The following is a 25,669-nucleotide window of genomic DNA, read 5'->3' on the forward strand; positions in this document are numbered from 1 at the left end:
TCATTGCGGTTCAGGACCTGTACGTAAGACTGGAAAAGCGCAGGCCGGTTCTGCAACAGGTTATCAGTCACGGAACTTATTTCGCAGGCAATAAAAAAGGGAGACCCGTCGGCCTCCCTTTGAGAACTTCGTCCGTGCTCGACGCTTTTGACGTCGGCTCACCTCACGCCGTCTTCTGGACAGTGTGTAGCCCGGGGGCCAACTCAACCCCTGTGGGAGTGGTGGCCGCGGCTGGCCTGATTCGGCGGGCCGCTGTGGACTGTTTGTCCGGGCAGTGATTCTGGTGATAAGAATAGGCGTGGGGCGGCGGCAGAGGATTGCGAAGATTGCTCAAATAAACATGACTTGCGCAATTTTTAACCCTGGATAGATAATCTGCCGCAATAGATATGACAAAGGCCTGATTCATGAGCAAACTCGACCGATACGACCTGAGCATTTTGGCGGAATTGCAGCGCGACGCGCGCATCTCCAATCAAGAGCTGGCCGAACGCATCGGCCTGTCGCCATCGCCGTGCTCGCGACGGGTCAAGCAACTGGAAGACGACGGCTACATTTCCCGCCAGGTCGCCCTGCTGGACCGCAAGCTGCTCGGCCTGAGCCTGACAGCCTACGTGCTGATCGGCATGGACCGACACACCCCCGAGCGTTTCGAGAACTTCGAAGCGGCCATCCGCACCTTGCCACAAGTGCTCGAATGCAGCCTGGTGACCGGCATGGACGCCGACTATCAGCTCAAAGTGGTGGTGCCCGACATGGACCATTACCAAAAACTGCTGCTCGGCCACCTGACCCGCATCGAAGGCGTGACCAGCGTGCGTTCAAGCTTCGTGCTGAATCAGGTGCTCAACAGCACCGAATTGCCGTTGACCCACTTGCGCAACTGATTGTGGCGAGGGAGCTTGCTCCCGCTCGACTGCGAAGCAGTCGCAATACCAGCGAATGCAATCTACCCGGTGAAATGCAGGCGCAGATTTTGGGGTCGCTTCGCGACCCAGCGGGAGCAAGCTCCCTCGCCACAGGCAACGATCTTCCTCAAGAGTGCGGCAGACCGACGCAGGTCAATGCGCCGCCCTTGGCCCTTGGCGTATACTGCGCGCCGCCCTGTTTGGCCTGCCCCCTGCCGGAGACCCCCTTTGAATTCCATTGATCCTGCATTGTTTGAAGAGTGGATGATGACCGGCCTGGTGACCATCCTGATCATTTTCATGGGTTTCATCGTCTGGGACCTGGCGAAAAAATCCAAGGCCGGACGCTTCGGCTCGTTCATCCTGTTCTTTGTACTGGGCCTGGGCGTGGCCGCGTTCATCATCAAAAGCGTGGTGATCGGCCTGATCGAATCCGGCACTTTATAAGCGCGCCGGCACTTCTTTCCACTGGCCCTGGTCGAGACCTTCGATCGACCAGTCACCGATCCGCACCCGTACCAGCCGCAAAGTCGGCAAGCCAACCGCAGCGGTCATGCGCCGCACCTGACGGTTGCGCCCTTCACGAATCACCAGTTCCAGCCAACTCGTCGGCACGCTTTTGCGAAAACGCACAGGCGGGTTACGTGGCCACAACTTGGGCTCTTCAAGGTGCCGCGCCTCGGCCGGCAAGGTCACGCCGTCGTTCAACTCCACGCCGTCACGCAGGCGCTGCAACTGCTCGGCGCTCGGCTCGCCCTCGACTTGCACCCAGTACGTCTTGGCCAACTTGTGTTTCGGGTCGGCGATACGCGCCTGAAGCTGACCGTCGTTGGTCAGCAACAGCAAGCCTTCGCTGTCGCGGTCCAGTCGCCCTGCCGGGTAAATCCCGGGAATCTCGATAAAGTCCTTGAGCGTCGCCCGCCCTTCTCCATCACTGAACTGCGTCAGCACGTCGAACGGTTTGTTGAACAGAATCAGTTTCGGCTCGGCCGGTGGCGCCTTGGCGACACGTCGCGGAGCGGAAGAGGATGACGCAGGCGCAACGCCTGGGCGGCGCGAAGCAGGACGCGGTGGACGGGACATGGCAAACACAACATCTAACGGTCAGGACCGACAATGCTAGTGGCCTGACCGTTAAATAACCACCATCCAATCAGCGGAACGGCGGTTCGTCGAAGCTGCGCAGTTTGCGCGAGTGCAACGAGTTGAGTTCGGTGCGCAGCAGGTCTACCGCCGCGATGCCGATCTTCAAGTGCTGGCTGACCGCGCGTTCATAGAACGCGTTGGCCGAACCCGGCAGCTTGATCTCGCTGTGCAGCGGCTTGTCCGAGACACACAGCAACGTGCCGTACGGCACCCGCAAGCGATAACCTTGCGCTGCAATAGTGCCACTTTCCATGTCCACCGCGACGGCCCGCGACAGGTTGATCAACGGACGCTCCTGGGCCCAGCGCAGCTCCCAGTTGCGGTCATCGTAGGTCAGCACGGTGCCGGTGCGCAGGCGTTTTTTCAGGTCATCGCCCTTCTCGCCCGTGACGTTGGCCGCCGCTTGCTGCAACGCCATCTGCACTTCGGCCAGGGCTGGAATCGGAATGTTCGGCGGCACCACCCGGTCGAGAATCCCGTCTCGACGCATGTAAGCGTGCGCCAGTACGTAGTCGCCAATGGTCTGCGACTGACGCAGGCCGCCGCAGTGACCGATCATCAGCCAGCAATGCGGACGCAGCACAGCCAGATGGTCGGTAATGTTCTTGGCGTTGGACGGGCCGACGCCGATGTTCACCAGCGTCACGCCGTGGCCATCGCTGGCCAGCAAGTGATAGGCCGGCATCTGATAACGGTGCCAGACCACGCCCGCGGCAATCGCCGACGCTTCGCCGTGGTCCATGCTCTTCTCGATGATCACGTTGCCCGGTAGCACCATCCGCACGAAACGCGGGTCGCTGCGCAACTGTTCCAGGCCATGGACGATGAACTGGTCGACATAACGATGGTAGTTGGTCAGCAATATCCACGGCTGCACGTGGCGCCAGTCGCTGCCGGTGTAATGCACCAGACGGCGCAGGGAGAAATCCACCCGCGCCGCGTCAAACAACGCCAGCGGTAGCGGGTCGGTGTTTTCCCAATCGTAGAGGCCATCGGCGATGCCATCGGTGGCGGCCGACAGGTCGGTACTCGGGAACACCCGCGCCAGCACGGCAGCGGTCACGCCGGAACCGGCCAGTTCGTCGCCCTGCTCGACCACGTACGGGTACGGAATGTTCTGCTGGCTGACGCCCACTTCCACCGTCACGGTGAAGTCGTGCATCAGCGGCACCAGTTGCTCCAGCAGGTATTTACGGAAAGCCGCCGGGTGAGTGACGGTGACACTGTAGGTTCCCGGCAACTGGACCTTGGCGTAAGCGCGGGTTGTCTGTGGGACTTCGCCTTGGCAAAGGTAGGTCAGGCGCAGTTCGGGATAACGAAACATCGCACGCTGTTCGGCGTCCGGTTCGACACGATCCTTGAGGTAACGCTTGAGCGCCTGATTCAGCGCAGTGGTGGCCCGCTCATGCAGAGCGGCAAGCCGATCCACGGCTTGCTCGGCGGTTTGAACGACAATAAAGGCTTCGGTCACGATCAGCTTCCTGTGTTCTGGCTTGCAGGCCTTTATCTTGCCTGCAACGCCGCTTCACGGGAACCATCGTGTGAGGATGGCCGCTCCAGAGTCCTGCACGAAACCTGTGGCGAGGGGGCTTGCCCCCGTTCGGCTGCCCAGCAGTCGTAATCCGGCAAATGCGGGGTGCCAGATTAAATTCGGTTGCAGGGCTGGGACCTGCTTCGCGGTCCAACGGGGGCAAGCCCCCTCGCCACAAGTTATCAGTGCATTCAGAATCGGGTTTTCAAAACCCTTGCGGAGTCGACCGCGCCACAATCGCTTCCACATCCAGCCCTCGCGGCAAGGTCCCGTACACCCGCCCGGCTGTTCCCAAGCGGCTGGCGATGAAGGCATCGCTGACAGCAGCGTTGCCGGCCTCAAGCAACAGCTTGGCCTGCAAGCCCAAGGCGATGTCTTCGGTCAGTTGCCGGGCGCGGTACTGGATGTCGTCGGTGTCCTTGAACGCGGCCTGCAACTGGTTGATGTGCGCGGCCAGGCGTTTGTCACCCAGCCCGTCACCCAACTCATGGAACAGCACATCGAGCACACCCGGCTCTTTCGACAAGGCGCGCAACACGTCGAGGCACTGCACGTTGCCGGAACCTTCCCACGTCGAATTCACCGGCGCCTCACGGTACAGGCGCGGCAGGATGCTGTCCTCGACGTACCCGGCACCACCCATGCACTCGGCAGCTTCGTTGATCATGGCCGGCGCGCGTTTGCAGATCCAGTACTTGCCCACCGCCGTCACCAGCCGGGCGAATTTGGCTTCCTGCGCATCATCGAGATGATCCAGCGCCCGGCCCATGCGCAGGCTCAAGGCCAGCGCGGCTTCGCTTTCCAACGCCAGATCCGCGAGCACGTTTTGCATCAGCGGTTGTTCGCTGAGCAACTTGCCGCCGACCTTACGGTGCGCGCAGTGATGGCTGGCCTGGGTCAACGCCTGACGCATCAGGGCGCTGGAGCCGACCATGCAATCGAAACGGGTCATGGCCACCATCTCGATGATGGTCGGCACGCCGCGACCTTCTTCGCCGATCATCCACGCCAGGGCCCCGCGAAACTCGACTTCGCTGGACGCGTTGGAACAGTTGCCCAGTTTGTTTTTCAGCCGCTGGATGTAGAACTGATTACGCGTGTCATCCGGGCGATGGCGCGGCAGCAGGAAACAGGTCAGGCCCTTGTCGGTCTGGGCCAGGGTCAGGAAGGCGTCACACATCGGCGCCGAACAGAACCACTTGTGGCCCACCAGTTCATAGGCCTGGCCCGGCCCCGAAGCGCCGACCGGATAGGCCTTGGTGGTGTTGGCCCGCACGTCGGTGCCACCCTGTTTCTCGGTCATTGCCATGCCGAGGGTGACACCGGCCTTGTGGGCCATGCCGACGTTGCGCGGGTCGTATTCAGTGGCAAGGATTTTCGGCAACCACTGCTTCGCAATGTCCGGTTGCAGGCGCAACGCGGGAACGCTGGCAAAGGTCATGGTCAACGGGCATCCGCTGCCGGCCTCGGCCTGGCTGTGCAGGTAACTCATGGCCGCCCGGGCCACATGGGCACCGGACTGCGGGTTGGTCCAGGGCATGGACGTCAGGCCATGCTCGACCGCCGTGCGCATCAACTCATGATAGGCCGGGTGAAACTCCACCAGGTCGATCCGATGACCGTAGCGGTCATGGCTGGAAAATACCGGTTTGTTCTGATTGGCGAGAAACCCGGCGGCCATCAACGGGCCACCGGCCAACGCGCCATAAGCGTCGATGCGCGTGTCGGCCCAACCGGCCCCGAAACGTTGCGACCACTCTTGCAACGGCAGGTCGATGCGATAGAGGTTGGTGCCGTCCAGCGACGGTGGCTGGTTGGTGACGTCGTGGGTTTCGGCGAACTGATGCAGGTTCATGGCGGGGCCTCCTTGGGGTCAGCGTCTGACCTCAGTTAAGCACCGCCGCTGAACCTGGCAAAGTGGCATATCCGCCTAACTGTCGGCGCTTTCACCCTGTTTCGGACAAAGCACCCGCCGATGCAACGTCGCCTGCAACGCCTCGAATTTCACCGGTTTACCCAGGCAATCGGTGATCCCTGCCGCCTGGCACTGCTCCCGATCACCCTGATGGGCGACAGCCAGCACCGGGACTTCAGCGTAGCCAGGCAATGCGCGAATCTGGCAGCACAACGACAAGCCATCGAGCGACGGCAACTGACAATCGAGCAGGATGGCGTCCACGGTTTCAGCGTGCAGCAACTCAAGCGCCGCCCGTCCACTGTCGGCGGTGCGCACCTGATAACCGAGCTTGAGCAACATGCCGCGCAGCACCAGTTGGTTGATGCTGTCGTCGTCGACCAGCAGCACCGTGCACTCGCGGGGCGTGCGCGAACTCAGCGCATCACAATCCTGAAATGAAGCCTTCGCGGCACCGGGCAACGGCGCGGGCACGTCAAACTCGACATCCAGTTGAAAGCGGCTGCCACGCCCGGGCTCGGAACGGTGCGTCAGGCGCCCGCCGAGCAGCTCCACCAGTTGCCGACAGATCGCCAGCCCCACGCCGAGCCCGCCGTATTCGCGGGTCATCGAGCCATCGAGCTGGAAGAAGCGTTGATAGAGCGTGGCTTCATCGAGGTTGGTGAAACCGATGCCGGTATCAATCACCACGAACGACAGCGCCAGTCGGCCTTCGTCGCCGGGTTTACCGGCCACCCGCAAGGCCAGCCCACCGATGCGGGTGAACTTGATGGCGTTATCCAACAGGCATTCCAGGCACTGCGCCAGTTTGCCGCTGTCGCCGTGCAACCGGTCCGGCAGGCCCGACGCCAGTTCCACCTTGAAATCCAGCCCCTTGCCCGCGGCATTACCGGCGAACTGGCGCTGCAACCCATCGGCTACACCCCGCAGGCTGAAGGCGTCGGAGAACGTCTTGAGCTTGCCGGCCTGAAGCTCGGTGAGGGTCAGGATGCCGTTGACCATGCGCATCATGTCCCGCGCCGAACCGGCGGCAGTCTGCTGGTATTGCTCCAGTTCCGGGTCCAGGTCGACGGTCTGCATCAGTTCCAGCGAACCGATCACACCGTTCATCGGGGTGCGCAGTTCGTGGGTCAGGGTCGCGAGGAACTCGTCCTTGAGCTGATTACTGTGGGCCAGTTGCTGATTGAGGACTTCAAGTTTTTGCCCGGCATCGAACAAGGTCTGGGCCTGTTGTTCGCGCATGGCGTTGATGCGGTCGGCCAGCGCCAGCGAGAGCAGCGCCACTTCAATCGCCGAACCGATCTGGCTGGCGTACATGGTCAGGAACACGTTGGGCAGGTAACCCAGCACCATCAACGTATTGACGATGCCGCCAAGCAAGAACGCCGACCAGGCGATGATGAAGTACCGCGCCACTCGCAGGCCACGCCACCAGGCGAAGATCCCGGCGGCAAAAATCACCACGGTGAACACCAGCGCCAGCGCTGTCGCCAGGCGCAGGGCCAGGGCGTAACTGGTCATCAACGACAGGCCCACCACCACCGCGCTGCACGCAATCAGCAGCAGCAACAGACGATCGAGCCAGCGCGAATGGCTGGCGGTCTGCAAGAAACTGCGGGCGAACTGGCTGCCGAACAACGCGGCTGAACCGATGAAGAACGGCGTCGCCGCGTTGGCCCACCAGGGGTTGTCCGGCCAGAAGTACTCGACCGCCGCGCCGTTGACCGACACTTGGTACAGCCCGAACGAGGCGATATAGACGATGTAATAGAGGTAACTGGTGTCCCGCACGCTGAGATAGATGAACAGGTTGTAAACCAGCATCCCCAGCAACACGCCATAGATCAGGCCCAGCACATAGAGGCGCGCGGGCTGGTCTTCCAGGTACGCGGTGCTGGACCAAAGGGTCAGCGGTGCCTGGATCGACCCCTGGCTTTGCAGGCGCAGGTAAACGGTTTTGCTCTGTTCAGCAGAAAAATCGAGGTCGAACAGGTAATTGTTCTGGCGGATCTGCCGGCTGGCGAAGGGCAATGCGTCGCCCGTGCGCTGGGCCAGTCGGTAGTTGCCGGCCGCATCGGGCAGGTACAGGTCGAGATGATCGAGGGGCGGATAGGCCAGCTCCAGCAACCAAGTGCGTTGGGCGGCAGGATTGCCCGGGCGGTAGTGCAGGTCGACTTTCAGCCAGAACACCGAATGCGAGTAACCGGCGTTCAACGTGGCCTTGTCGTGAGCCTTGAAGTTGCCGGCAGCGGCTTGCGCACGGACTTCGGCGATGTCCGCCGTACCGGCTGCATCTTCGTACACTTGCATGACTCGACCCAAGGGGAGGCTTTGGGTGAACTCATCGAACTCGGCCGCGCCTGCCCAGATTGGCAAGCTCAACAGCAACAGCAGCAAATAGCGCATAAAGCCCCAGCGTGGCTTGTCCGGTTGTGTCAGGAAGCCCCCCATTCCCTTTGAGTAGACGTAAAACCGGCATTACCTGTTATTGGTTTGGATCCACGCTAGCATAGCCGTTGATGGCCATTGAACACCATTGAAAGTTTTAGTTTAAAGGCTCTAGAACGGGCGTTTCAGCGCTATCCATTGATCTAGAGCGGTCGCGCGAAGCCCGTTGATTCACGTGCGCTTTGACGAGCGTCTCGCGCAGCCGTTGCCAAGCCATGAGCGCTGGCCCGGCAACCGAAAAAAACTGTTTGGTGGTAAGCTCGCGCACCATGAATACCTACTGCTCTCGCCCCGTTGTCCTCTGTCTCTCCGGCCACGACCCAAGTGGTGGCGCCGGCTTGCAGGCAGATATCGAAGCCCTGCTCGCTCAGGGTTGTCATGCTGCCCCGGCAGTCACCGCCCTGACCGTGCAAGACACCGTCAACGTCTGTGACTTCCGCGTCCTCGACCGTGAGTGGGTGCTGGCGCAAGCCAATGCCGTGCTCAACGACTCGACGGTCGCGGCGGTCAAACTGGGCATGCTCGGCTCACTGGAAATGGTCGACACCGTGGTCGAACTGCTCCAGGCGCACCCGCACTTGCCGGTAGTCTGCGACCCGGTGCTGCGCGCCGGCGGCGGTGGACGCCTGGGCAAGGACGAAGTCGGCTACGCCATGCGCGAACGCCTGCTGCCACTGGCGATCATCGCCACTCCCAACCTTCCTGAAGCGCGCATCCTCGCCGAACTGCCCGAAGGCACGGCTGATGAATGCGCAGAAAAACTCCTGCCTTACGTCAAACACTTGCTGATTACCGGCGGCCACGGCGACGAACACGAAGTGCACAATCGCCTGTACAGCCGCGACGGCAGCCGCCAGACCTTCACCTGCCAGCGCTTGCCCGGCAGCTATCATGGTTCGGGTTGCACGCTGGCCAGTGCGCTGGCCGGGCGCCTGGCCCAGGGCGAACAGCTCGCCAGCGCGGTGCAGTCAGCCCTCAATTACACGTGGCGCACCCTGCGTGATGCCGAACAGCTGGGCAAAGGCCAGTTCGTGCCGCGCCGCTTGCCGCTGGATTTCTGCTCGTAACGCCATGAGGCTTGCCCGATGAAATTACGTGGCCTGTACGCCATTACCGACAGCCAGTTACTGGCCGGCAAGTTCCTGCCGTTTGTAGAAGCGGCGCTCGATGGCGGCGTCGTCCTGTTGCAGTACCGCGACAAAAGCACCGACGAAGCCCGCCGCCTGCGTGAGGCCGAAGCCCTGCGCAGCCTGTGCGAACGCTACCAGACGCAGTTGATCATCAATGACGACGCCGAACTGGCCGCACGCCTGGGCGTCGGTGTTCACCTGGGCCAGACCGACGGCCCGCTGACCCCGGCCCGTGCGCTGCTGGGGCGTCAGGCGATCATCGGTTCGACTTGCCACGCGCAGCTGGAACTCGCTGAACAAGCAGCAAAGGAAGGCGCCAGCTATGTCGCCTTCGGCCGCTTTTTCAACTCCAGCACCAAGCCCGGTGCGCCGACCGCCAGCCTCGGGCTGCTCGATCAGGCCCGCAGCACGCTGCACCTGCCGATCTGCGCAATCGGCGGCATCACCCTGGACAACGCCGCACCGCTGGTGGCCCACGGGGTTGACCTGCTGGCCGTCGTGCACGGTCTGTTCGGTGCCGAAACCACCGCTGAAGTGACACGCCGTGCTCGCGCCTTCAATGACTTGTTCAAAGCTTAAGTATTCCATTACCGATTTTTGAGAGCCCAACCATGTCTCGTTCCGAAACCCTGTTTGCCAAAGCCCAGAAACACATCCCCGGCGGCGTGAACTCGCCCGTTCGCGCGTTCAAGAGCGTCGGCGGCACGCCGTTGTTCTTCAAACATGCCGAAGGCGCTTACGTCACCGATGAAGACGACAAGCGTTATGTCGACTACGTCGGTTCCTGGGGCCCGATGATCCTCGGCCACAGCCACCCGGACGTGCTTGACGCCGTGCGCAAGCAGTTGGAACACGGCCTGTCCTATGGCGCACCGACCGCGATGGAAACCGAGATGGCCGACCTGGTCTGCTCGATTGTGCCGTCGATGGAAATGGTCCGCATGGTCAGCTCCGGCACCGAAGCGACCATGAGCGCGATTCGCCTGGCCCGCGGCTTCACTGGCCGCGACAGCATCATCAAGTTCGAAGGCTGCTACCACGGTCACTCCGACAGCCTGCTGGTAAAAGCCGGCTCCGGCCTGCTGACCCAAGGCGTACCGAGCTCGGCCGGCGTGCCGGCGGACTTTGCCAAACACACCCTGACGCTGCCGTTCAACGACATCGACGCCGTTGAAAAAATGCTCGCCGATGTCGGCCAGGAAGTGGCATGCATCATTGTCGAGCCCGTGGCCGGCAACATGAACTGCGTGCCGCCAGCGCCGGGCTTCCTCGAAGGCCTGCGCACCCTGTGCGACAAACACGGCGTGGTGCTGATTTTCGACGAAGTGATGACCGGTTTCCGCGTGGCACTCGGCGGCGCACAAGCGTACTACGGCGTCACGCCGGACCTGAGCACCTTCGGCAAGATCATCGGTGGCGGCATGCCGGTTGGCTGCTTCGGCGGCAAACGCGAAATCATGTCGCACATCGCACCACTGGGCCCGGTTTACCAGGCGGGCACGCTGTCGGGTAACCCGCTGGCCATGGCGGCCGGCCTGACCACCCTGCGCCTGATCAGCCGTCCGGGCTTCCATGCCGAGCTGAGCGACTACACCAGCCATTTGCTCGATGGCCTGCAACAGCGCGCCGATGCAGCCGGCATCCCGTTCGTGACCACCCAGGCGGGCGGCATGTTCGGCCTGTACTTCAGCGGCGCCGACGACATCGTGACCTTCGATGACGTGATGGCCAGCGATGCCAACCTGTTCAAGCGCTTCTTCCACTTGATGCTGGAAGGTGGCGTGTACCTGGCACCGAGCGCCTTCGAAGCCGGTTTCACCTCGATCGCCCATGGCGAAGCGGAGCTGAAACTGACGCTGGATGCCGCCGAGCGCGCCTTCGCGGCACTCAAGTAAACCATCGCAGCAGACGTCGGCTATTGCCGGCGTCAGCTTTTGCCTACATCTGCCACTGTTTTCCTACACAAGCGTCGAAAACCACCCCGAAAGCGGCAGATATAGTCCCCGTGCAGCAGAAAAACGAGTAAAGACTTTGTAAGGTAGGTCCTGCTTATTTCATAATGCGCGCTTATTGGATCCCCCCGCGGGTCCGCGTGCCCCGTCAGAGGTAAGTCGATTCCCATGAACCGCACCGGCCGCACCCTTGCATTGGGCTGCCTGTTGCTCCTTCAGCCCCTGCTCGCGCATGCACAAGCAGGCGGCAACTCGTTGTTGATCCCAGCGATGGGTCGCTGCACCCTCAATACCCAGCCTGAAGACCTTTCCCAAGCGCTCGCCGCCTGCCAGAAAGCCTCGGACGCCGGGGATGCGCAGGCGCAATACGAGTTGGGCGAGTTCTACTACGACGGCAAAAACGCACCGCGCGACCTCAAGCAAGCCCTGAACTACTTCGAAAAAGCCTCGCTGCAAGGCCACGCCCAGGCGCAATTCAAACTCGGCACCATGTTCTTCCACGGCGAAGGCGTACCGGCCAACAATGTTCAGGCGTACATCGTGCTGAAAATGGCCGCGGTCAACGGCGCTGAAGACGCACTGGACACCGCCGACGAAGTCGCCGAGCACATGCAGCGCGATGAACTGGAAGTGGCAACCCAGGTGCTGGGGCAAATTTTCCGTAAATACCTGATGGAATTGCAAAGCGCGGACGGGCGTACGCCGTTTTCGCCTCTTCCCTGAATCCAGCGCGAGCTACTGTGGCGAGGGAGCTTGCTCCCGCTGGGGCGCGAAGCGGCCCTAAACCCTGCAATCACCGTCGATCCGGTAGACCGCATTCTTAGGTTTGGCGACTGCTTCGCAGCCGAGCGGGAGCAAGCTCCCTCGCCACAGGGGCAACGGTTTACTTCTCAGGCATCGGCATCGGAAACGGCATGACATTGCCGACCGCGCCGCGGGCTTCGCTGATTTTCGGTGTACCCAGGCGCTCGACCTCGTCGATGCGCACAATCGAATGCATCGGCACGAAACTGCGCACCACGCCTTCGAACTGAGCCTTGAGTTTCTCTTCGCTCGGATCGACGACCACTTGCGTGCGCTCGCCAAAGACGAACTCTTCCACTTCCAGGAAACCCCACAGATCGCTTTGATAGATCTGCTTGGCGTACATTTCGAACACCTGGCCCTGGTTGAGGAAAATCACCTTGTAGATTGGAGCTTCACGTTTGGTCATGGTGGGCGGGTAACACATCGGGGGATAAAAAGAAGGGGGCGAACTATAGCATAGCCGCCAGACGCACAGCGGTAGGAACCTGGGAACATGTTCCCTATAATGCGCGGTTCTTTGAATCACGTGATGACTCTTTCCATGGCCAAGAAGCTTTACATCGAAACCCACGGTTGCCAGATGAACGAGTACGACAGCTCGCGCATGGTCGATCTGCTGGGTGAACATCAGGCCCTGGAAGTCACCGCTCGCGCTGAAGATGCCGACGTGATCCTGCTCAACACCTGCTCGATTCGCGAACGCGCCCAGGACCGGGTGTACTCCCAGCTCGGCCGCTGGCGCGAACTGAAGCTCGCCAACCCGGACATGGTGATCGCCGTCGGCGGTTGCGTGGCCAGCCAGGAAGGTGCTGCAATTCGCGACCGCGCCCCGTACGTCGACGTGGTGTTCGGCCCGCAGACCCTGCACCGCCTGCCGGAAATGATCGATGCGGCGCGCATCACCAAATTGCCGCAAGTCGACGTTTCGTTCCCGGAAATCGAAAAATTCGACCACCTGCCCGAGCCACGCATCGACGGCCCAAGCGCCTACGTGTCGGTGATGGAAGGTTGCAGCAAGTACTGCACCTTCTGCGTGGTGCCTTACACCCGCGGCGAAGAAGTCAGCCGGCCGTTCGACGACGTGGTCGCCGAGGTCATCCACCTGGCCGAAAACGGCGTGCGTGAAGTGACCCTACTGGGGCAGAACGTCAACGGTTACCGCGGCACGACTCACGATGGGCGCCTGGCGGATCTGGCCGAACTGATCCGCGTGGTGGCCGCCGTGGATGGCATTGATCGCATTCGCTACACCACCTCGCACCCGCTGGAGTTCTCCGACAGCCTGATCCAGGCCCACGCCGAAGTGCCGGAACTGGTCAAGCACCTGCACCTGCCGGTGCAGTCGGGCTCGGACCGGGTGCTGGCCGCGATGAAGCGCAACCACACCGCGCTGGAGTACAAATCCAAGTTGCGCAAACTGCGGGCCGCCGTGCCGGGCATTTGCATCAGCTCGGACTTTATCGTCGGCTTCCCTGGCGAAACCGAAAAAGACTTCGAACAGACCATGAAGCTGATCGAAGACGTCGGGTTCGACTTCTCCTACTCGTTCGTCTATAGCCAGCGTCCGGGCACTCCGGCCGCCGACCTGGCCGACGAAACCCCGGAAGAGCTGAAAAAGGAACGCCTGAACGCCCTGCAACATCGCCTCAACCAGCAGGGTTTCGAGATCAGCCGACAAATGGTTGGCACCACCCAGCGGATCCTGGTGACCGATTACTCGAAAAAAGACCCGGGCGAACTACAAGGCCGCACCGAGAATAATCGAATCGTAAACTTCCGCTGCGACAATCCCACCCTGATCGGCCAGTTCGCGGACGTGCACATCGACGCCGCCCAGCCACACTCGCTGCGTGGTTCGTTGATTCAATAATCACCGCGGTAGCTGTGGCTGCGGGCTTGTGTGGCGAGGGAGCTTGCTCCCGCTCGGTTGCGAAGCAACCGCAAACCGGGCGCCTCGGCATCACTTGAAAAACCGCAGTGATTAAATTGGGAGTGCTTCGCACTCCAGCGGGAGCAAGCTCCCTCGCCACAGGTGTAAAGCAACCAATAGAGGCTGGGCTGTTTAAGAGCTTTCGCACGTAGCCTGCTGGCGTTATCCTTGATTTCATCTCCATTGCCCCAGGGCGGCTAAAAACAACCTTGAACGCACCCATAGAACCTCATCGCTTTATCCTCGAGCCCTTTGAGGCTCATCGCTTCGCCAATCTGTGCGGGCAATTCGACGAGCATCTGCGCTTGATCGAACAGCGCCTGGCGATCGTGATCCGCAATCGCGGCAATCAGTTCGAACTGATCGGCGAGCTCAAGCACACCACCTCCGCGGAAAACCTTCTGCGCCGCCTCTACCGCGAAACCAAGGGTAGCGAGCTGTCGCCGGACATGGTTCACCTGTTCCTGCAGGAATCGGCCGTCGAGGACATGGACAACCACGCCCCCGCCGAACCCTCCGTCGCCCTGCGCACCAAAAAAGGCATGATTCGCCCTCGCGGCTTGAATCAGCAGCGCTACGTGAAGGAAATCCTCGGCAACGACATCAACTTCGGCATCGGCCCGGCCGGTACCGGCAAGACCTACCTGGCCGTGGCCTGCGCCGTCGATGCGCTGGAACGCGAGCAGATCCGCCGCATCCTGCTGGTACGTCCGGCGGTCGAGGCTGGCGAGAAACTCGGCTTCCTGCCCGGCGACCTGTCGCAAAAAATCGACCCGTACCTGCGCCCGCTGTATGACGCGCTCTACGAGATGCTGGGCTTCGAATACGTGGCCAAGCTGATCGAACGCCAGGTAATCGAAGTCGCGCCGCTGGCCTACATGCGCGGCCGCACGCTGAACAACAGCTTCATCATCCTTGATGAAAGCCAGAACACCACCGTCGAACAAATGAAGATGTTCCTGACCCGGATCGGCTTCGGCTCGACTGCCGTCATCACCGGCGACATCACCCAGATCGACCTGCCGAAGGGCACCAAGTCCGGGCTGATTCATGTGATCGACGTGCTCAAGGAAGTACCGGGCATCAGCTTTACCCACTTCAAGCCCAAGGACGTTGTCCGCCACCCGCTGGTGCAGCGTATTGTCGAAGCCTACGAGCGCTTCGAAAATCGCCTGATCGACGAGCCTGCGACGCTTTCCACCGAAAAGGATAGCCGCCGCGATGCTTGAGCTTGATCTGCAACTGGCAACCGAAGCGTCTGCCCCAAGCGAAGCCGAGTTCCGCCAATGGTGCGAACTGGCCCTGCGCCAGCGCACCGCCGACTCGGAAATGACCATTCGCCTGGTTGACGAAGCAGAAGGTCGCGAGCTGAACCACACCTGGCGGCAGAAAGATTACGCGACCAACGTGTTGTCGTTTCCTGCTGACGTGCCCGACGAATTTCTCGACATCCCGCTGCTGGGCGATCTGGTGATCTGCGTGGCCGTGGTCGAGCGCGAAGCCACCGAACAAGGCAAAGAACTCAAGGCCCATTGGGCTCATCTGGTGATTCACGGCTGCTTGCATCTACTCGGTTACGACCATATAGATGACGATGAAGCCGAAGAAATGGAAGCACTGGAACGAACGTTGCTTGCAGAGCTGGGTCATCCTGACCCTTATGCAGACGACGAAACCGAAACATCCCCTATCGTTACAACAAAGGATTCAGAGTAATCGCTATGAGCGAAGATCGATCGAGCAACGGGCAAAAGTCCTGGCTGGGTAAACTCACCCAAGCTTTTGCCCACGAGCCGAAAAACCGTCAGGAGCTGCTGGAGCTCCTGCGTGATGCCCATCAGAACAAGTTGCTGGACAGCGAAGCGCTGGCCATCGTCGAAGGCGCCATCCAGGTCGCCGACCTGCAAGTGCGGGACATCATGGTCCCGCGTTCGCAAATGGTCAGCATCAAGGCGACCCAGACACCCCGCGAGTTCCTCCCGGCCGTCGTCGATTCCGCGCACTCGCGGTATCCGGTGATCGGCGAGAGCCATGACGACGTCATGGGCGTTTTGCTGGCCAAGGACTTGCTGCCGTTGATCCTCAAGGAGAACGGCGACAGCTTCAACATCAAGGACCTGCTGCGCCCGGCCACCTTCGTGCCCGAGTCCAAGCGCCTGAACGTGTTGCTGCGCGAGTTCCGCGCCAACCACAACCACATGGCCATCGTCATTGACGAATACGGCGGCGTGGCAGGCCTGGTGACCATCGAAGACGTGCTGGAACAGATCGTCGGCGACATCGAAGACGAGCACGACGTCGAGGAAGACAGCTACATCAAGCCGCTGCCCAGCGGTGACTTCCTGATCAAGGCCCTGACACCGATCGAGAACTTCAACGAGTTCTTCGACAGCGAATTCTCCGACGACGAATTCGACACCGTCGGCGGTCTAGTGATGAGCGCATTCGGGCACTTGCCAAAACGCAACGAAATCACTGAAATCGGCGCCTATCGCTTTCGCATCCTGAATGCCGACAGCCGTCGCATTCACTTGCTGCGCTTGACCCCTATAGCCCGTTAAGGACTGACATGCGTTGGATCACCCGCCCCGGCTGGCCCGGTAACCTGCTGGCCGTGGCGGCCGGTGCTCTCACCACCCTGACGCTGGCGCCGTTCGATATCTGGCCGCTGGCGTTGCTGGCGGTCGGTTTTTTCTATGCAGGCCTTCGTGAACTGACACCGCGTCAGGCGCTGGGCCGTGGCTGGTGTTTCGGTTTCGGCCTGTTTGGCGCCGGCACCAGCTGGATCTACTACAGCATTCACCACTTTGGCGGCGCCTCAGTGTTGCTGGCCGGGTTGCTGATGCTGGCGTTCACCGCCGCAATTGCCTGGTTTTTCGCCCTGCCCGCCTGGCTCTGGGCACGCTGGCTGCGCCGCAACGAAGCGCCGCTGGCCGACGCCCTGGCCTTCGCGGCATTGTGGCTGGGCCAGGAAGCGTTCCGTGGCTGGTTTCTCACGGGTTTCCCGTGGCTCTATTCCGGTTACAGCCAGCTCGACGGGCCTTTGGCCGGACTGGCGCCACTGGGCGGCATGTGGCTGATTTCCTTCTCACTGGCGCTGACCGCCGCATTGCTCTACAACCTGCCCCGCCTGATCAAGGCCGGACGCAAAGCCTTTATCGTCGCGGGTCTGATGTTGCTGGTTGCGCCGTGGGGGATCGGTGTGTCGCTCAAGGGGCACGCCTGGACCAGCCCATCGGGTGACCCGCTGAGCGTGGCCGCCATTCAGGGCAACATCGAACAAAGCATGAAGTGGGACCCCGCGCAGCTCAACGCGCAACTGGCGCTGTACCGCGACATGAGCCTGAGTTCCAAGCGCGTCGACCTGCTGATCTGGCCGGAAACCGCCGTGCCGGTGCTCAAGGAGTCGGCGCAGGGTTACCTGGACATGATGGGAAGTTTCGCCGCCGAGCGTAATACCGCGCTGATCACCGGCGTGCCGATTCGCCAGGTGATCCACCACGAAAAACGCTTCTTCAACGGCATCACCGTGGTCGGCGAAGGCGATGGCACTTACCTCAAGCAGAAACTGGTGCCGTTCGGCGAGTACGTGCCACTGCAAGACGTGCTGCGTGGGCTGATCGCTTTCTTCGACCTGCCGATGTCCGACTTCGCCCGAGGCCCCGCCGACCAGCCGCTGCTGCAGGCCAAGGGTTATCAGGTGGCGCCGTTCATCTGCTACGAAGTGGTGTACCCGGAATTTGCCGCCAGCCTGTCGGCCCGCAGCGATTTACTGCTGACCATCAGCAACGACACGTGGTTCGGCACATCCATTGGCCCGCTGCAACATCTGCAAATGGCCCAGATGCGTGCCCTCGAAGCAGGCCGCTGGATGATCCGCGCCACCAACAACGGCGTGACCGCGCTGATTGACCCGCACGGCAAAATCACCACACAGATCCCGCAGTTCGAACGCGGCATCCTGTACGGCGAAGTCGTGCCGATGCACAACCTGACGCCCTACCTGCAATGGCGCTCATGGCCGATGATCATCCTGTGCGTCTTGCTGTTTGGCTGGGCGTTGCTGGCCAGTCGCATCGCCAAGACTGTTTAAAGACTGAACCTGCTGTTTGGGGGAGCGGGCTGTTGTGGCGAGGGAGCTCGCTCCCGCTCAGTTGCGCAGCAGCCGTAATTCGGTCGATGGGGTGTATCCGACAAGCCCCATTTATCGTTTTTCGGGCCGCTTCGCAGCCCAACGGGAGCAGGCTCCCTCGCCACAGGTCCGGTATTGATCCGACTATCGATAAAACAGCGAATACCCAATCTGCCCTACAGCCTCATTGAGCAACTGCCCCGACTGCCAGATTGATTTGAACTCCGGCATCCAGCCACCCAGCGGTCGCGCATTATCCACCCCCAAAAAACCCACCGGGGCTGGCACCACACTGAAACCCGCTTGCTCGAAACTCCAGACACTGCGCGGCATGTGCCAGGCCTGCGTCACCACCACGACCCGCTTGATCCCTTCCGGCAGCAATATCCGGGCCGTGAACTGCGCGTTTTCCCAGGTGGTGCGACTACGCCCTTCCTGCCAACGAACGGTTACGCCGAAATCATCCAGCATTGAATCCGCCATCAGTTTCGCCTCAGTCGGTGGCGTGCCGTAGTGCAGGCCACCGGTGGTGAGGACCGGCAACCCGGACGCCTTGGCCAGCCGCGCCGCATAACGCTCGCGCTCCAGGGCCCACGCCCGTCGGCTGGTCAGCGCCCCACGCCAGGTCGCCGCGCTCGCGCCCCGAACCCAGCACCACAATTGCATCGGCACGCTGGGCCAGCGTCGCCCACTCACTGCGCGACAAGGGTGGCTCCTGCTCAAGGGCGTGCGCGCCCCACTGCACCACAACCGGCAAACTCATCAACCAGAAGCCGCCCACCCCCAACGCAAAACACACGCCTGCAAGGCGCGGTCTTGAGCGGCGCAACCACCAGGCGAGCATAAGCAGCAGCAACAGAATGCCGGGGGGCAAGAGAAGTTGTTTGATGAAATAACGAAAAGGCATCGAGCATCTCCAAAGATGCCCGAAGCCTAAGAGGGTTGAAGCAAAGCGACAACAAATGCATCAGACTTTTCTAACAAACAGCCTTTGCTGCTGACGTCAGGTGCCCGCACAGGGCAACACTGGCTTACTTGAACTGCAGGGACCGGACCCTTACCGCGCCGCCGACAGGTGCCTTGTCTTTCAACCAGATGATCTTCGCCGAACGCGGTGCGCCGGCCTGTTTTGCTTCTTCTATCAAGCATCCTTGCGCCTCACGTTCACTGCGGTCCAGATACGCCTCGATCAGTGCGAACTCGGCACTGCTCAACCCGCGAAGCTCCAGTTCGACAGGACGCTCGTCGCGCAACCGGCCAGCCGTCTTTGCCGCATCCAAGGCAACGCCCAAGCGTTCTATCAGCCTTTCGTACAACTCGGGTTTCGTGACTTTTCGTTGTGACTCAACCATCCCTCACCTCATTGAAAGTAAGACTCACTCCCCATTTAGAGCTTAGCTTCGCTGAGAAAACCGGTCTGGCGCCGCGACCAACGGCCCTCGGCCCGGTTGACAGGACGTAATCAGGGTTTCCCTAGGCCGAGCGCGGTCATGTATGCTACGGCGCTTCCTGTAACTCCACTTCCAGCTCGGCTGGGCATCGAAGCGCCCCTTCTGGCGTCCTCACCGCCCACCGTTGCATTGAAGAGGATTAGGCCACCCCTATTCAGTACAAAAGTAGCCATGCACGAACACTATCAGCCCCGTGAAATAGAAGCCGCCGCCCAGTCGTTCTGGGATGAGCAAAAGTCCTTTGAAGTCAGCGAACAGCCAGGCAAGGAGACTTTCTATTGCCTATCGATGTTCCCTTACCCCAGCGGCAAGCTACACATGGGGCACGTGCGCAACTACACCATCGGCGACGTGATCTCCCGCTATCAGCGCATGCAAGGCAAGAACGTCCTGCAACCCATGGGTTGGGACGCCTTCGGCATGCCGGCGGAAAACGCCGCGATGAAGAACAACGTCGCGCCGGCCAAGTGGACCTACGAAAACATCGCCTACATGAAAACCCAGCTGCGCAGCCTGGGTCTGGCGGTCGACTGGTCGCGCGAAGTCACCACCTGCAAGCCTGATTACTACCGCTGGGAACAATGGCTGTTCACTCGCCTGTTCGAAAAAGGCGTGATCTACCGTAAAAACGGCACCGTGAACTGGGACCCGGTCGACCAGACCGTTCTGGCCAACGAACAGGTGATCGACGGTCGCGGCTGGCGTTCCGGTGCGCTGATCGAAAAGCGCGAAATCCCGATGTACTACTTCAAGATCACCGCCTACGCGGATGAACTGCTGGAGAGTCTCGACGACCTGCCAGGCTGGCCTGAGCAAGTCAAAACCATGCAACGCAACTGGATTGGCAAATCCCGTGGCATGGAAGTGCAGTTCCCGTACAACGTCGAGTCGATCGGCGAAGCGGGCGCACTGAAGGTCTTCACCACCCGTCCGGACACCCTGATGGGCGCGACCTACGTTGCCGTGGCAGCCGAGCACCATCTGGCTACACTGGCGGCGCAGAACAACCCTGAACTGCAAGCGTTCATCGCGCAATGCAAAGGCGGCAGCGTGGCCGAAGCCGACGTTGCCACCCAGGAGAAAAAAGGCCTGCCGACCTCGCTGTTCGTCGAGCACCCGCTGACCGGCGAAAAACTGCCGGTCTGGGTCGCCAACTACGTGCTGATGCACTACGGCGATGGCGCAGTCATGGCTGTACCGGCTCACGATGAACGTGACTTCGAATTCGCCACCAAGTACGGCCTGCCGATCAAGTCCGTGGTGCGCACCAGCGCCGGCGACGAGAACCCGGCTCCGTGGCAAGACGCCTACGGCGAATACGGCACGCTGATCAATTCCGGTGAGTTCGACGGTCTGGACTTCGCTGGCGCGTTCGACGCCATGGAAGTTGCGCTGATCAAGAAGAACCTCGGTGCCTCGCGCACTCAGTTCCGCCTGCGCGACTGGGGTATCAGCCGTCAGCGTTACTGGGGCTGCCCGATCCCGATCATCCACTGCGATACCTGCGGTGACGTGCCGGTGCCGGAAGATCAACTGCCTGTCGTGCTGCCGGAAGACGTCGTACCCGATGGCGCCGGTTCGCCATTGGCGCGCATGCCCGAGTTCTACGAATGCAGCTGCCCGAAATGTGGCCAGCCTGCCAAGCGTGAAACCGACACCATGGACACCTTCGTCGAGTCGTCCTGGTACTACGCCCGTTATGCCTCGCCGCATTACGAAGGCGGTCTGGTAGACCCGGCTGCGGCCAACCACTGGTTGCCGGTCGATCAGTACATCGGTGGTATCGAACACGCGATCCTGCACCTGCTATATGCGCGCTTCTTCCACAAACTGATGCGCGACGAAGGCCTGGTCAGCTCCAACGAACCGTTCAAGAACCTGCTGACCCAGGGCATGGTGATCGCCGAGACTTACTACCGTCGCGAAGCCAATGGCAGCTTCACCTGGTACAACCCGGCGGACGTTGAACTGGAACGCGACAGCAAGGCCAAGATCATTGGCGCCAAGCTGATCAGCGACGGACTGCCCGTCGAAATCGGCGGCACCGAGAAGATGGCCAAGTCGAAGAACAACGGCGTTGACCCGCAGTCGATGATCGACCAGTACGGTGCCGACACCTGCCGCCTGTTCATGATGTTCGCCTCGCCGCCCGACATGAGCCTGGAATGGTCCGACTCCGGCGTCGAAGGTTCGCACCGCTTCCTCAAGCGCGTCTGGCGTCTGGCTCAGGCCCACGTTGGTCAGGACTTGCCGGGCAAGCTGGACATCGGCACGCTGAACGACGAGCAGAAAGTCATCCGCCGCGCGATCCACCTGGCCATCAAGCAAGCCAGTCAGGACGTCGGCCAGCATCACAAATTCAACACCGCCATCGCCCAGGTGATGACGCTGATGAACGTGCTGGAGAAAGCCCCGCAAGGCACCGATCAGGATCGCGCGCTGATTCACGAAGGTCTGGAGACCATTACCCTGTTGCTGGCGCCCATCACGCCGCACATCAGCCATGAACTGTGGCATCGACTGGGTCACGCCGACCCAGTGATCGACGCCGGCTGGCCGGTTCTGGACGACAGCGCTCTGGTTCAGGACAACCTGCAGCTTGTCATTCAAGTGAATGGCAAGCTGCGCGGCCAGATCGAAATGCCGGCCAGCGCCAGCCGCGAAGAAGTCGAAGCCGCCGCACGGGCCAATGAAAACGTGCTGCGCTTCGTCGACGGCCTGACTATTCGTAAAGTGATCGTAGTGCCCGGAAAACTGGTCAATATTGTCGCTAGCTAATTGGATCAGGCGCCAGGTCGTGCACCTGGCGCCGAACAGAACCTTTCGGGCCGCACAGTCGGCCCACATGGTTTCAAGGGGAGCAACAAGATGATCAAACGCAATCTGCTGGTGATGGGCCTCGCTGTACTGTTGAGCGCCTGCGGCTTCCAGCTGCGCGGCACCGGTACCACCGAACTGGCGATCAAGGAACTCGACCTGAGCGCGCGCAACGCCTACGGCGAAACCGTGGTGATGCTACGTCAGGTAATGCAAGGCAGTGGCGTTAACGTCCACGCCGGCGCACCTTACAAACTGATCTTGACCGACGAACAGGAAACCCGACGCAGCCTCAGCTATTCCGGCGCCGGTCGTTCGGCGGAAAACGAACTGACCAGCGTTCTGAACTTCCAGATCCTGAGTCACGACAACCTTGTGCTGCTCACTGACAAGCTGCAAGTGCAGAAAGTGTACATGCAGGACGGCAACAACCTCGTCGGCTCCGACCAGCAAGCCGCCGAAGCGCGCAAGGAAATGCGTCGCGACCTGGTGCAGCGCATGATGTTGCGCCTGCAACTGATCACGCCGACCCAACTGGAGCAATTGCAGCAAACGGCAGAAGCCAAGGCCAAGGCAGAAGCCGACGCCCTGGAAGCCGCGCAAAAGGCTGAAGCGCAAACGCCACGCCAGTCGCCTCTGCAAGTTCCGACCGAGTAAGCCATGCGGGGCGCACCAGCGCCCCGCTCGCCCGCCTTATGAAACTCGCCCCCGCCCAACTCGCCAAACACCTGCAAGGTAACCTCGCGCCTGTCTACATCGTCAGCGGCGACGACCCGTTGCTCTGTCAGGAAGCCGCCGACGCCATTCGCGCCAGCGCTCGCCAGCAAGGTTTCGACGAACGCCAGGTGTTCAGTGCCGACGCCAGTTTCGACTGGGGCACACTGCTGCAAGCCGGTGCCAGCATGTCGTTGTTCGCCGAGAAGCGCCTGCTGGAGCTGCGTTTACCGTCGGGCAAGCCGGGGGACAAAGGCGCTGCTGCGTTGATCGAATACTGCTCGCGCCCCGCCGAAGACACCGTGTTGTTGATCAGCTTGCCCAAGCTCGATGGCAGTGCGCAGAAAACCAAGTGGGGCAAGGCGCTGGTCGAAGGTTCGCACACCCAGTTCGTGCAGATCTGGCCCGTGGATGCCAACCAGTTGCCGCAATGGATTCGTCAGCGTCTGTCCCAGGCTGGCCTCGCCGCCAGCCAGGATGCCGTTGAACTGATTGCGGCACGGGTGGAAGGCAACTTGCTGGCAGCCGCCCAGGAAATCGAAAAACTCAAGCTGATGGCCGAAGGTGGCCAGATCACGGTCGAAACGGTGCAAGCCGCCGTCGCTGACAGTGCGCGGTTCGATGTCTTCGGGTTGACCGATGCAATTCTGAACGGTGAAGCCGCCCACGCGCTGCGCATGCTCGAAGGCTTGCGTGGCGAAGGTGTCGAACCACCGGTGATTCTCTGGGCGCTGGCGCGAGAGCTGAGGCTGCTGGCCAACCTGTCGCTGCAATACAGCCAGGGTGTGCCATTGGACAAGGCGTTCAGCCAGGCCCGGCCGCCGGTCTGGGACAAACGCAAACCGCTGATGAGCAAAGCCCTGCAACGTTACTCGGCACAGCGCTGGGCGCAGTTGCTGCTCGAAGCGCAACGCATCGACGCACAAATCAAGGGCCAGGCCGCAGGTTCACCGTGGATGAGCTTGAGCCGGTTGTCGTTGTTGATGGCCGGTCAGCGTCTGGCCTTGCCGGCCGAGTAAGCCTTTTGTGGCGAGGGCGCTTGCTCCCGCTGGGTTGCGAAGCGACCCCCAAAATCCATCCTCATACACTCACTGACCTGCGGCTGCTGCGCCCGAGCGCGGACCGGCCGACGGGAGCAAGCTCCCTCGTCACAGACCGTCATTTCCTACACATCGTGGGACTAGACAGATCCCCGACTTAGGCAGATTATTTGCCCCGCAAAACCCACCCCACGAGAGAAACGCCCATGAGCAAAAACAAGCGGCCCAACAAGGCCAAATCCATCATCGCCCAGCCACTGTTCCGCAGCCGTCAGGAACCCGCCGCCAAGGGCAAAGGCAGCTACCGCCGCGAAGCCTTCCAGTCTAAAAGCTGGGAGGCTTCTTACTTTCTGACCGCCTAAAGCAAACACCCCCCTCCCCGTGATAAGGTCCCACCCTGAATTCGTATTCTCTGGACCCGTGCATGCCCTTTTGTAACTCCCGCCGTTGGCACCTGCGCCAATTGATGACTGCCGCAAGCCTTGTTCTGCTGGTTGCCTGTGCGGAAAAACCGACCGCCGCCGACGCCCAACCCCTTCAGACCGTTCCTGCCGTCCCCGCACCCGCCGTGATTCCCCCGGTGGTGCCAGCAGGCGAAAACCTGGAGATCCAGCCGACCCAGACCTTCGCCGAATGGCAGTCAGGTTTCCGCAAGGACGCCCTGGCCGCCGGTATCCGTGCCGAACTGTTCGACCGCGCCTTCGCCGACGTATCGCCGGACATGAGCGTCATCAAGGCCGACCGCAGCCAGCCTGAATTCTCCCGCCCGGTGTGGGAATACCTCGATGGCGCCTTGTCGCCCGTGCGTGTGCGTAAAGGTCAGGCGCTGATCAATCAATACGCCGACACCCTGCAAAGCATCGAGCAACGTTATGGCGTGGATCGTCAGGCGCTCGTGTCGGTCTGGGGCATGGAAAGCAACTTTGGCCAGTTCCAGGGCAACAAGTCGGTGATCCGCTCGCTGGCAACCCTGGCCTACGAAGGTCGCCGCCCGGGCTTCGCCCACGCCCAATTGCTGGCCGCCCTGCAAATCCTGCAACAAGGTGATATCGAGCCCGAGAAGATGCTCGGCTCCTGGGCAGGCGCCATGGGCCAGACCCAGTTCATCCCGACCACCTACAACACCCATGCCGTGGACTTCGATGGCGATGGTCGACGTGACATCTGGGGCAGCCCGGCCGACGCCCTCGCGTCCACCGCACACTACCTGCAAAGCTCAGGCTGGCAGCGTGGACAACCGTGGGGGTTTGAGGTGCAACTGGCGAAAGGTTTCGATTATTCGCTGGCCGACGGCGCAACCCGCAGAACGGTTGCCGAGTGGATGCAACTGGGCCTGACCCTGCCCAACGGTGCCAACGTACCGGCCGGCTCCGAACACCTGTCCGCCGCCCTGCTGTTACCCGCAGGCTATCGCGGCCCGGCGTTCCTGGTCCTCGACAACTTCCGCGCCATTCTCAAGTACAACAACTCGTCGTCCTATGCGTTGGCCGTGAGCCTGTTGTCGCAACGCTTCAGCGGTGCCGGCCTGATCAACGGCGAATGGCCGAAGGATGACCTGCCGCTGAGCCGCAGTGAACGGATTGAACTGCAGAACCTGCTGAGCGCCCATCAGTACGACGCCGGGACTGCCGACGGCATCATTGGCGCCAACACCCGCAAAGCGATTCGCAGCGCCCAGCAGTCGTTTGGCTGGCCGGCGGATGGCTATCCGACGCACAAGCTGCTCGAAGGCCTTCGTAACCGCTGAG

The 25,669-nt window shown here is 61.3% G+C and carries 22 protein-coding genes and 1 pseudogene; 16 read left to right on the forward strand and 7 right to left on the reverse strand.

The genetic code is table 11. The annotated features are described in order from the left end of the window. Nucleotides 1-407 precede the first annotated feature (407 nt). Together AABM54_RS22605 and AABM54_RS22610 are read left to right on the forward strand one after the other, a co-directional pair. Nucleotides 408-887, forward strand: a complete 480-nt coding sequence (locus AABM54_RS22605) for an Lrp/AsnC family transcriptional regulator (RefSeq protein ID WP_347902179.1) — start codon at nucleotides 408-410, stop codon at nucleotides 885-887. 258 nt (nucleotides 888-1,145) lie between these two features. Further along, nucleotides 1,146-1,355, forward strand: a complete 210-nt coding sequence (locus AABM54_RS22610; RefSeq protein WP_347906284.1) for a DUF2788 domain-containing protein — start codon at nucleotides 1,146-1,148, stop codon at nucleotides 1,353-1,355. On the opposite strand, the gene AABM54_RS22615 is transcribed toward AABM54_RS22610, so the two are convergent. From AABM54_RS22615 to AABM54_RS22630, 4 genes are all read right to left on the reverse strand, one after another. Continuing rightward, nucleotides 1,350-1,991: a pseudouridine synthase gene (locus AABM54_RS22615; protein ID WP_347902180.1), complete on the reverse strand. Its 642-nt coding sequence runs from the start codon at nucleotides 1,989-1,991 to the stop codon at nucleotides 1,350-1,352. The genes AABM54_RS22610 and AABM54_RS22615 overlap by 6 nt on opposite strands. Before the next feature lie 70 nt (nucleotides 1,992-2,061). Then, a complete protein-coding gene (gene amn / locus AABM54_RS22620; RefSeq protein WP_347902181.1) occupies nucleotides 2,062-3,525 on the reverse strand; it encodes an AMP nucleosidase in 1,464 nt (487 codons plus the stop codon). A gap of 265 nt (nucleotides 3,526-3,790) precedes the next feature. Further along, nucleotides 3,791-5,440: an acyl-CoA dehydrogenase family protein gene (locus AABM54_RS22625; RefSeq protein WP_347902182.1), complete on the reverse strand. Its 1,650-nt coding sequence runs from the start codon at nucleotides 5,438-5,440 to the stop codon at nucleotides 3,791-3,793. A 75-nt stretch (nucleotides 5,441-5,515) separates the two neighbouring features. Continuing rightward, nucleotides 5,516-7,906: a 7TM diverse intracellular signaling domain-containing protein gene (locus AABM54_RS22630; protein WP_347902183.1), complete on the reverse strand. Its 2,391-nt coding sequence runs from the start codon at nucleotides 7,904-7,906 to the stop codon at nucleotides 5,516-5,518. A gap of 311 nt (nucleotides 7,907-8,217) precedes the next feature. Between AABM54_RS22630 and AABM54_RS22635 the strand changes: the two genes are divergently transcribed. The 4 genes from AABM54_RS22635 to AABM54_RS22650 all read left to right on the forward strand — a co-directional run bounded on the left by AABM54_RS22635 (nucleotide 8,218) and on the right by AABM54_RS22650 (nucleotide 11,753). Further along, complete coding sequence (locus tag AABM54_RS22635; RefSeq protein WP_347902184.1) at nucleotides 8,218-9,015, forward strand: hydroxymethylpyrimidine/phosphomethylpyrimidine kinase; 798 nt, start codon at nucleotides 8,218-8,220, stop codon at nucleotides 9,013-9,015. 18 nt (nucleotides 9,016-9,033) lie between these two features. Next, a complete protein-coding gene (gene thiE / locus AABM54_RS22640; protein WP_347902185.1) occupies nucleotides 9,034-9,657 on the forward strand; it encodes a thiamine phosphate synthase in 624 nt (207 codons plus the stop codon). A 32-nt stretch (nucleotides 9,658-9,689) separates the two neighbouring features. Next, entirely contained in the window at nucleotides 9,690-10,973 is a 1,284-nt protein-coding gene (hemL, locus tag AABM54_RS22645; RefSeq protein ID WP_347902186.1) for a glutamate-1-semialdehyde 2,1-aminomutase, read from the forward strand. A 225-nt stretch (nucleotides 10,974-11,198) separates the two neighbouring features. Further along, nucleotides 11,199-11,753: a tetratricopeptide repeat protein gene (locus AABM54_RS22650; protein ID WP_347902187.1), complete on the forward strand. Its 555-nt coding sequence runs from the start codon at nucleotides 11,199-11,201 to the stop codon at nucleotides 11,751-11,753. Between the two features lie 160 nt (nucleotides 11,754-11,913). On the opposite strand, the gene AABM54_RS22655 is transcribed toward AABM54_RS22650, so the two are convergent. Further along, on the reverse strand, nucleotides 11,914-12,243 hold the full coding sequence (locus AABM54_RS22655) for a DUF1820 family protein (protein ID WP_003185742.1): 330 nt from the start codon (nucleotides 12,241-12,243) through the stop codon (nucleotides 11,914-11,916). A 135-nt stretch (nucleotides 12,244-12,378) separates the two neighbouring features. Here AABM54_RS22655 and miaB point away from each other — a divergent pair, with 135 nt between their 5' ends. From miaB to lnt, 5 genes are all read left to right on the forward strand, one after another. Continuing rightward, nucleotides 12,379-13,707: a tRNA (N6-isopentenyl adenosine(37)-C2)-methylthiotransferase MiaB gene (gene miaB, locus AABM54_RS22660; RefSeq protein ID WP_347902188.1), complete on the forward strand. Its 1,329-nt coding sequence runs from the start codon at nucleotides 12,379-12,381 to the stop codon at nucleotides 13,705-13,707. Between the two features lie 269 nt (nucleotides 13,708-13,976). Beyond that, the gene (locus tag AABM54_RS22665; protein WP_347902189.1) at nucleotides 13,977-14,996 is read left to right on the forward strand and encodes a PhoH family protein; all 1,020 of its coding nucleotides are present in this window, start codon (nucleotides 13,977-13,979) and stop codon (nucleotides 14,994-14,996) included. Further along, nucleotides 14,989-15,483, forward strand: coding sequence for an rRNA maturation RNase YbeY (gene ybeY, locus AABM54_RS22670; RefSeq protein WP_347902190.1), 495 nt, complete (start codon nucleotides 14,989-14,991; stop codon nucleotides 15,481-15,483). Before AABM54_RS22665 ends, ybeY begins: the two co-directional genes overlap by 8 nt. Nucleotides 15,484-15,488: 5 nt before the next feature. Further along, nucleotides 15,489-16,328, forward strand: a complete 840-nt coding sequence (locus AABM54_RS22675) for an HlyC/CorC family transporter (RefSeq protein WP_016773041.1) — start codon at nucleotides 15,489-15,491, stop codon at nucleotides 16,326-16,328. An 8-nt stretch (nucleotides 16,329-16,336) separates the two neighbouring features. After that, nucleotides 16,337-17,860 carry an apolipoprotein N-acyltransferase gene (gene lnt, locus AABM54_RS22680; protein ID WP_347902191.1) on the forward strand — a complete coding sequence of 508 codons (1,524 nt, stop codon included), beginning with the start codon at nucleotides 16,337-16,339 and terminating at the stop codon, nucleotides 17,858-17,860. A 183-nt stretch (nucleotides 17,861-18,043) separates the two neighbouring features. Here lnt and AABM54_RS22685 read toward each other — a convergent pair. Further along, nucleotides 18,044-18,806: pseudogene (locus tag AABM54_RS22685) on the reverse strand (YdcF family protein). Nucleotides 18,807-18,930: 124 nt separating this feature from the next. After that, nucleotides 18,931-19,251 (reverse strand): hypothetical protein, encoded by a 321-nt coding sequence (locus AABM54_RS22690; RefSeq protein ID WP_347902192.1) that lies wholly within the window; start codon nucleotides 19,249-19,251, stop codon nucleotides 18,931-18,933. Nucleotides 19,252-19,521: 270 nt separating this feature from the next. On the opposite strand from AABM54_RS22690, the gene leuS reads away from it, so the two are divergent. From leuS to AABM54_RS22715, 5 genes are all read left to right on the forward strand, one after another. After that, nucleotides 19,522-22,128: a leucine--tRNA ligase gene (leuS, locus tag AABM54_RS22695; RefSeq protein WP_347902193.1), complete on the forward strand. Its 2,607-nt coding sequence runs from the start codon at nucleotides 19,522-19,524 to the stop codon at nucleotides 22,126-22,128. 90 nt (nucleotides 22,129-22,218) lie between these two features. Further along, nucleotides 22,219-22,824, forward strand: a complete 606-nt coding sequence (lptE, locus tag AABM54_RS22700; RefSeq protein ID WP_347902195.1) for an LPS assembly lipoprotein LptE — start codon at nucleotides 22,219-22,221, stop codon at nucleotides 22,822-22,824. Between the two features lie 38 nt (nucleotides 22,825-22,862). After that, nucleotides 22,863-23,900 (forward strand): DNA polymerase III subunit delta, encoded by a 1,038-nt coding sequence (gene holA, locus AABM54_RS22705; protein WP_347902196.1) that lies wholly within the window; start codon nucleotides 22,863-22,865, stop codon nucleotides 23,898-23,900. Nucleotides 23,901-24,127: 227 nt separating this feature from the next. Continuing rightward, on the forward strand, nucleotides 24,128-24,283 hold the full coding sequence (gene arfA / locus AABM54_RS22710) for an alternative ribosome rescue factor ArfA (protein WP_347902197.1): 156 nt from the start codon (nucleotides 24,128-24,130) through the stop codon (nucleotides 24,281-24,283). 62 nt (nucleotides 24,284-24,345) lie between these two features. Continuing rightward, complete coding sequence (locus AABM54_RS22715) at nucleotides 24,346-25,668, forward strand: lytic murein transglycosylase (RefSeq protein WP_347902198.1); 1,323 nt, start codon at nucleotides 24,346-24,348, stop codon at nucleotides 25,666-25,668. Nucleotide 25,669 lies beyond the last annotated feature (1 nt).

It is taken from the genome of Pseudomonas purpurea, from assembly GCF_039908635.1.
GTDB lineage: Bacteria > Pseudomonadota > Gammaproteobacteria > Pseudomonadales > Pseudomonadaceae > Aquipseudomonas > Aquipseudomonas purpurea.

Bases quoted from the DNA above. Each gene is read 5' to 3' on its own strand.
- ybeY (WP_347902190.1), top strand. From the start codon at position 14,989: ATGCTTGAGCTTGATCTGCAACTGGCAACCGAAGCGTCTGCCCCAAGC.
- AABM54_RS22635 (WP_347902184.1), top strand. From the start codon at position 8,218: ATGAATACCTACTGCTCTCGCCCCGTTGTCCTCTGTCTCTCCGGCCAC.
- AABM54_RS22605 (WP_347902179.1), top strand. From the start codon at position 408: ATGAGCAAACTCGACCGATACGACCTGAGCATTTTGGCGGAATTGCAG.
- hemL (WP_347902186.1), top strand. From the start codon at position 9,690: ATGTCTCGTTCCGAAACCCTGTTTGCCAAAGCCCAGAAACACATCCCC.
- AABM54_RS22675 (WP_016773041.1), top strand. From the start codon at position 15,489: ATGAGCGAAGATCGATCGAGCAACGGGCAAAAGTCCTGGCTGGGTAAA.
- AABM54_RS22625 (WP_347902182.1), bottom strand. From the start codon at position 5,440: ATGAACCTGCATCAGTTCGCCGAAACCCACGACGTCACCAACCAGCCA.
- lptE (WP_347902195.1), top strand. From the start codon at position 22,219: ATGATCAAACGCAATCTGCTGGTGATGGGCCTCGCTGTACTGTTGAGC.
- AABM54_RS22655 (WP_003185742.1), bottom strand. From the start codon at position 12,243: ATGACCAAACGTGAAGCTCCAATCTACAAGGTGATTTTCCTCAACCAG.
- AABM54_RS22715 (WP_347902198.1), top strand. From the start codon at position 24,346: ATGCCCTTTTGTAACTCCCGCCGTTGGCACCTGCGCCAATTGATGACT.
- holA (WP_347902196.1), top strand. From the start codon at position 22,863: ATGAAACTCGCCCCCGCCCAACTCGCCAAACACCTGCAAGGTAACCTC.
- AABM54_RS22650 (WP_347902187.1), top strand. From the start codon at position 11,199: ATGAACCGCACCGGCCGCACCCTTGCATTGGGCTGCCTGTTGCTCCTT.
- thiE (WP_347902185.1), top strand. From the start codon at position 9,034: ATGAAATTACGTGGCCTGTACGCCATTACCGACAGCCAGTTACTGGCC.
- leuS (WP_347902193.1), top strand. From the start codon at position 19,522: ATGCACGAACACTATCAGCCCCGTGAAATAGAAGCCGCCGCCCAGTCG.
- arfA (WP_347902197.1), top strand. From the start codon at position 24,128: ATGAGCAAAAACAAGCGGCCCAACAAGGCCAAATCCATCATCGCCCAG.
- AABM54_RS22690 (WP_347902192.1), bottom strand. From the start codon at position 19,251: ATGGTTGAGTCACAACGAAAAGTCACGAAACCCGAGTTGTACGAAAGG.
- AABM54_RS22615 (WP_347902180.1), bottom strand. From the start codon at position 1,991: ATGTCCCGTCCACCGCGTCCTGCTTCGCGCCGCCCAGGCGTTGCGCCT.
- miaB (WP_347902188.1), top strand. From the start codon at position 12,379: ATGGCCAAGAAGCTTTACATCGAAACCCACGGTTGCCAGATGAACGAG.
- lnt (WP_347902191.1), top strand. From the start codon at position 16,337: ATGCGTTGGATCACCCGCCCCGGCTGGCCCGGTAACCTGCTGGCCGTG.
- AABM54_RS22630 (WP_347902183.1), bottom strand. From the start codon at position 7,906: ATGCGCTATTTGCTGCTGTTGCTGTTGAGCTTGCCAATCTGGGCAGGC.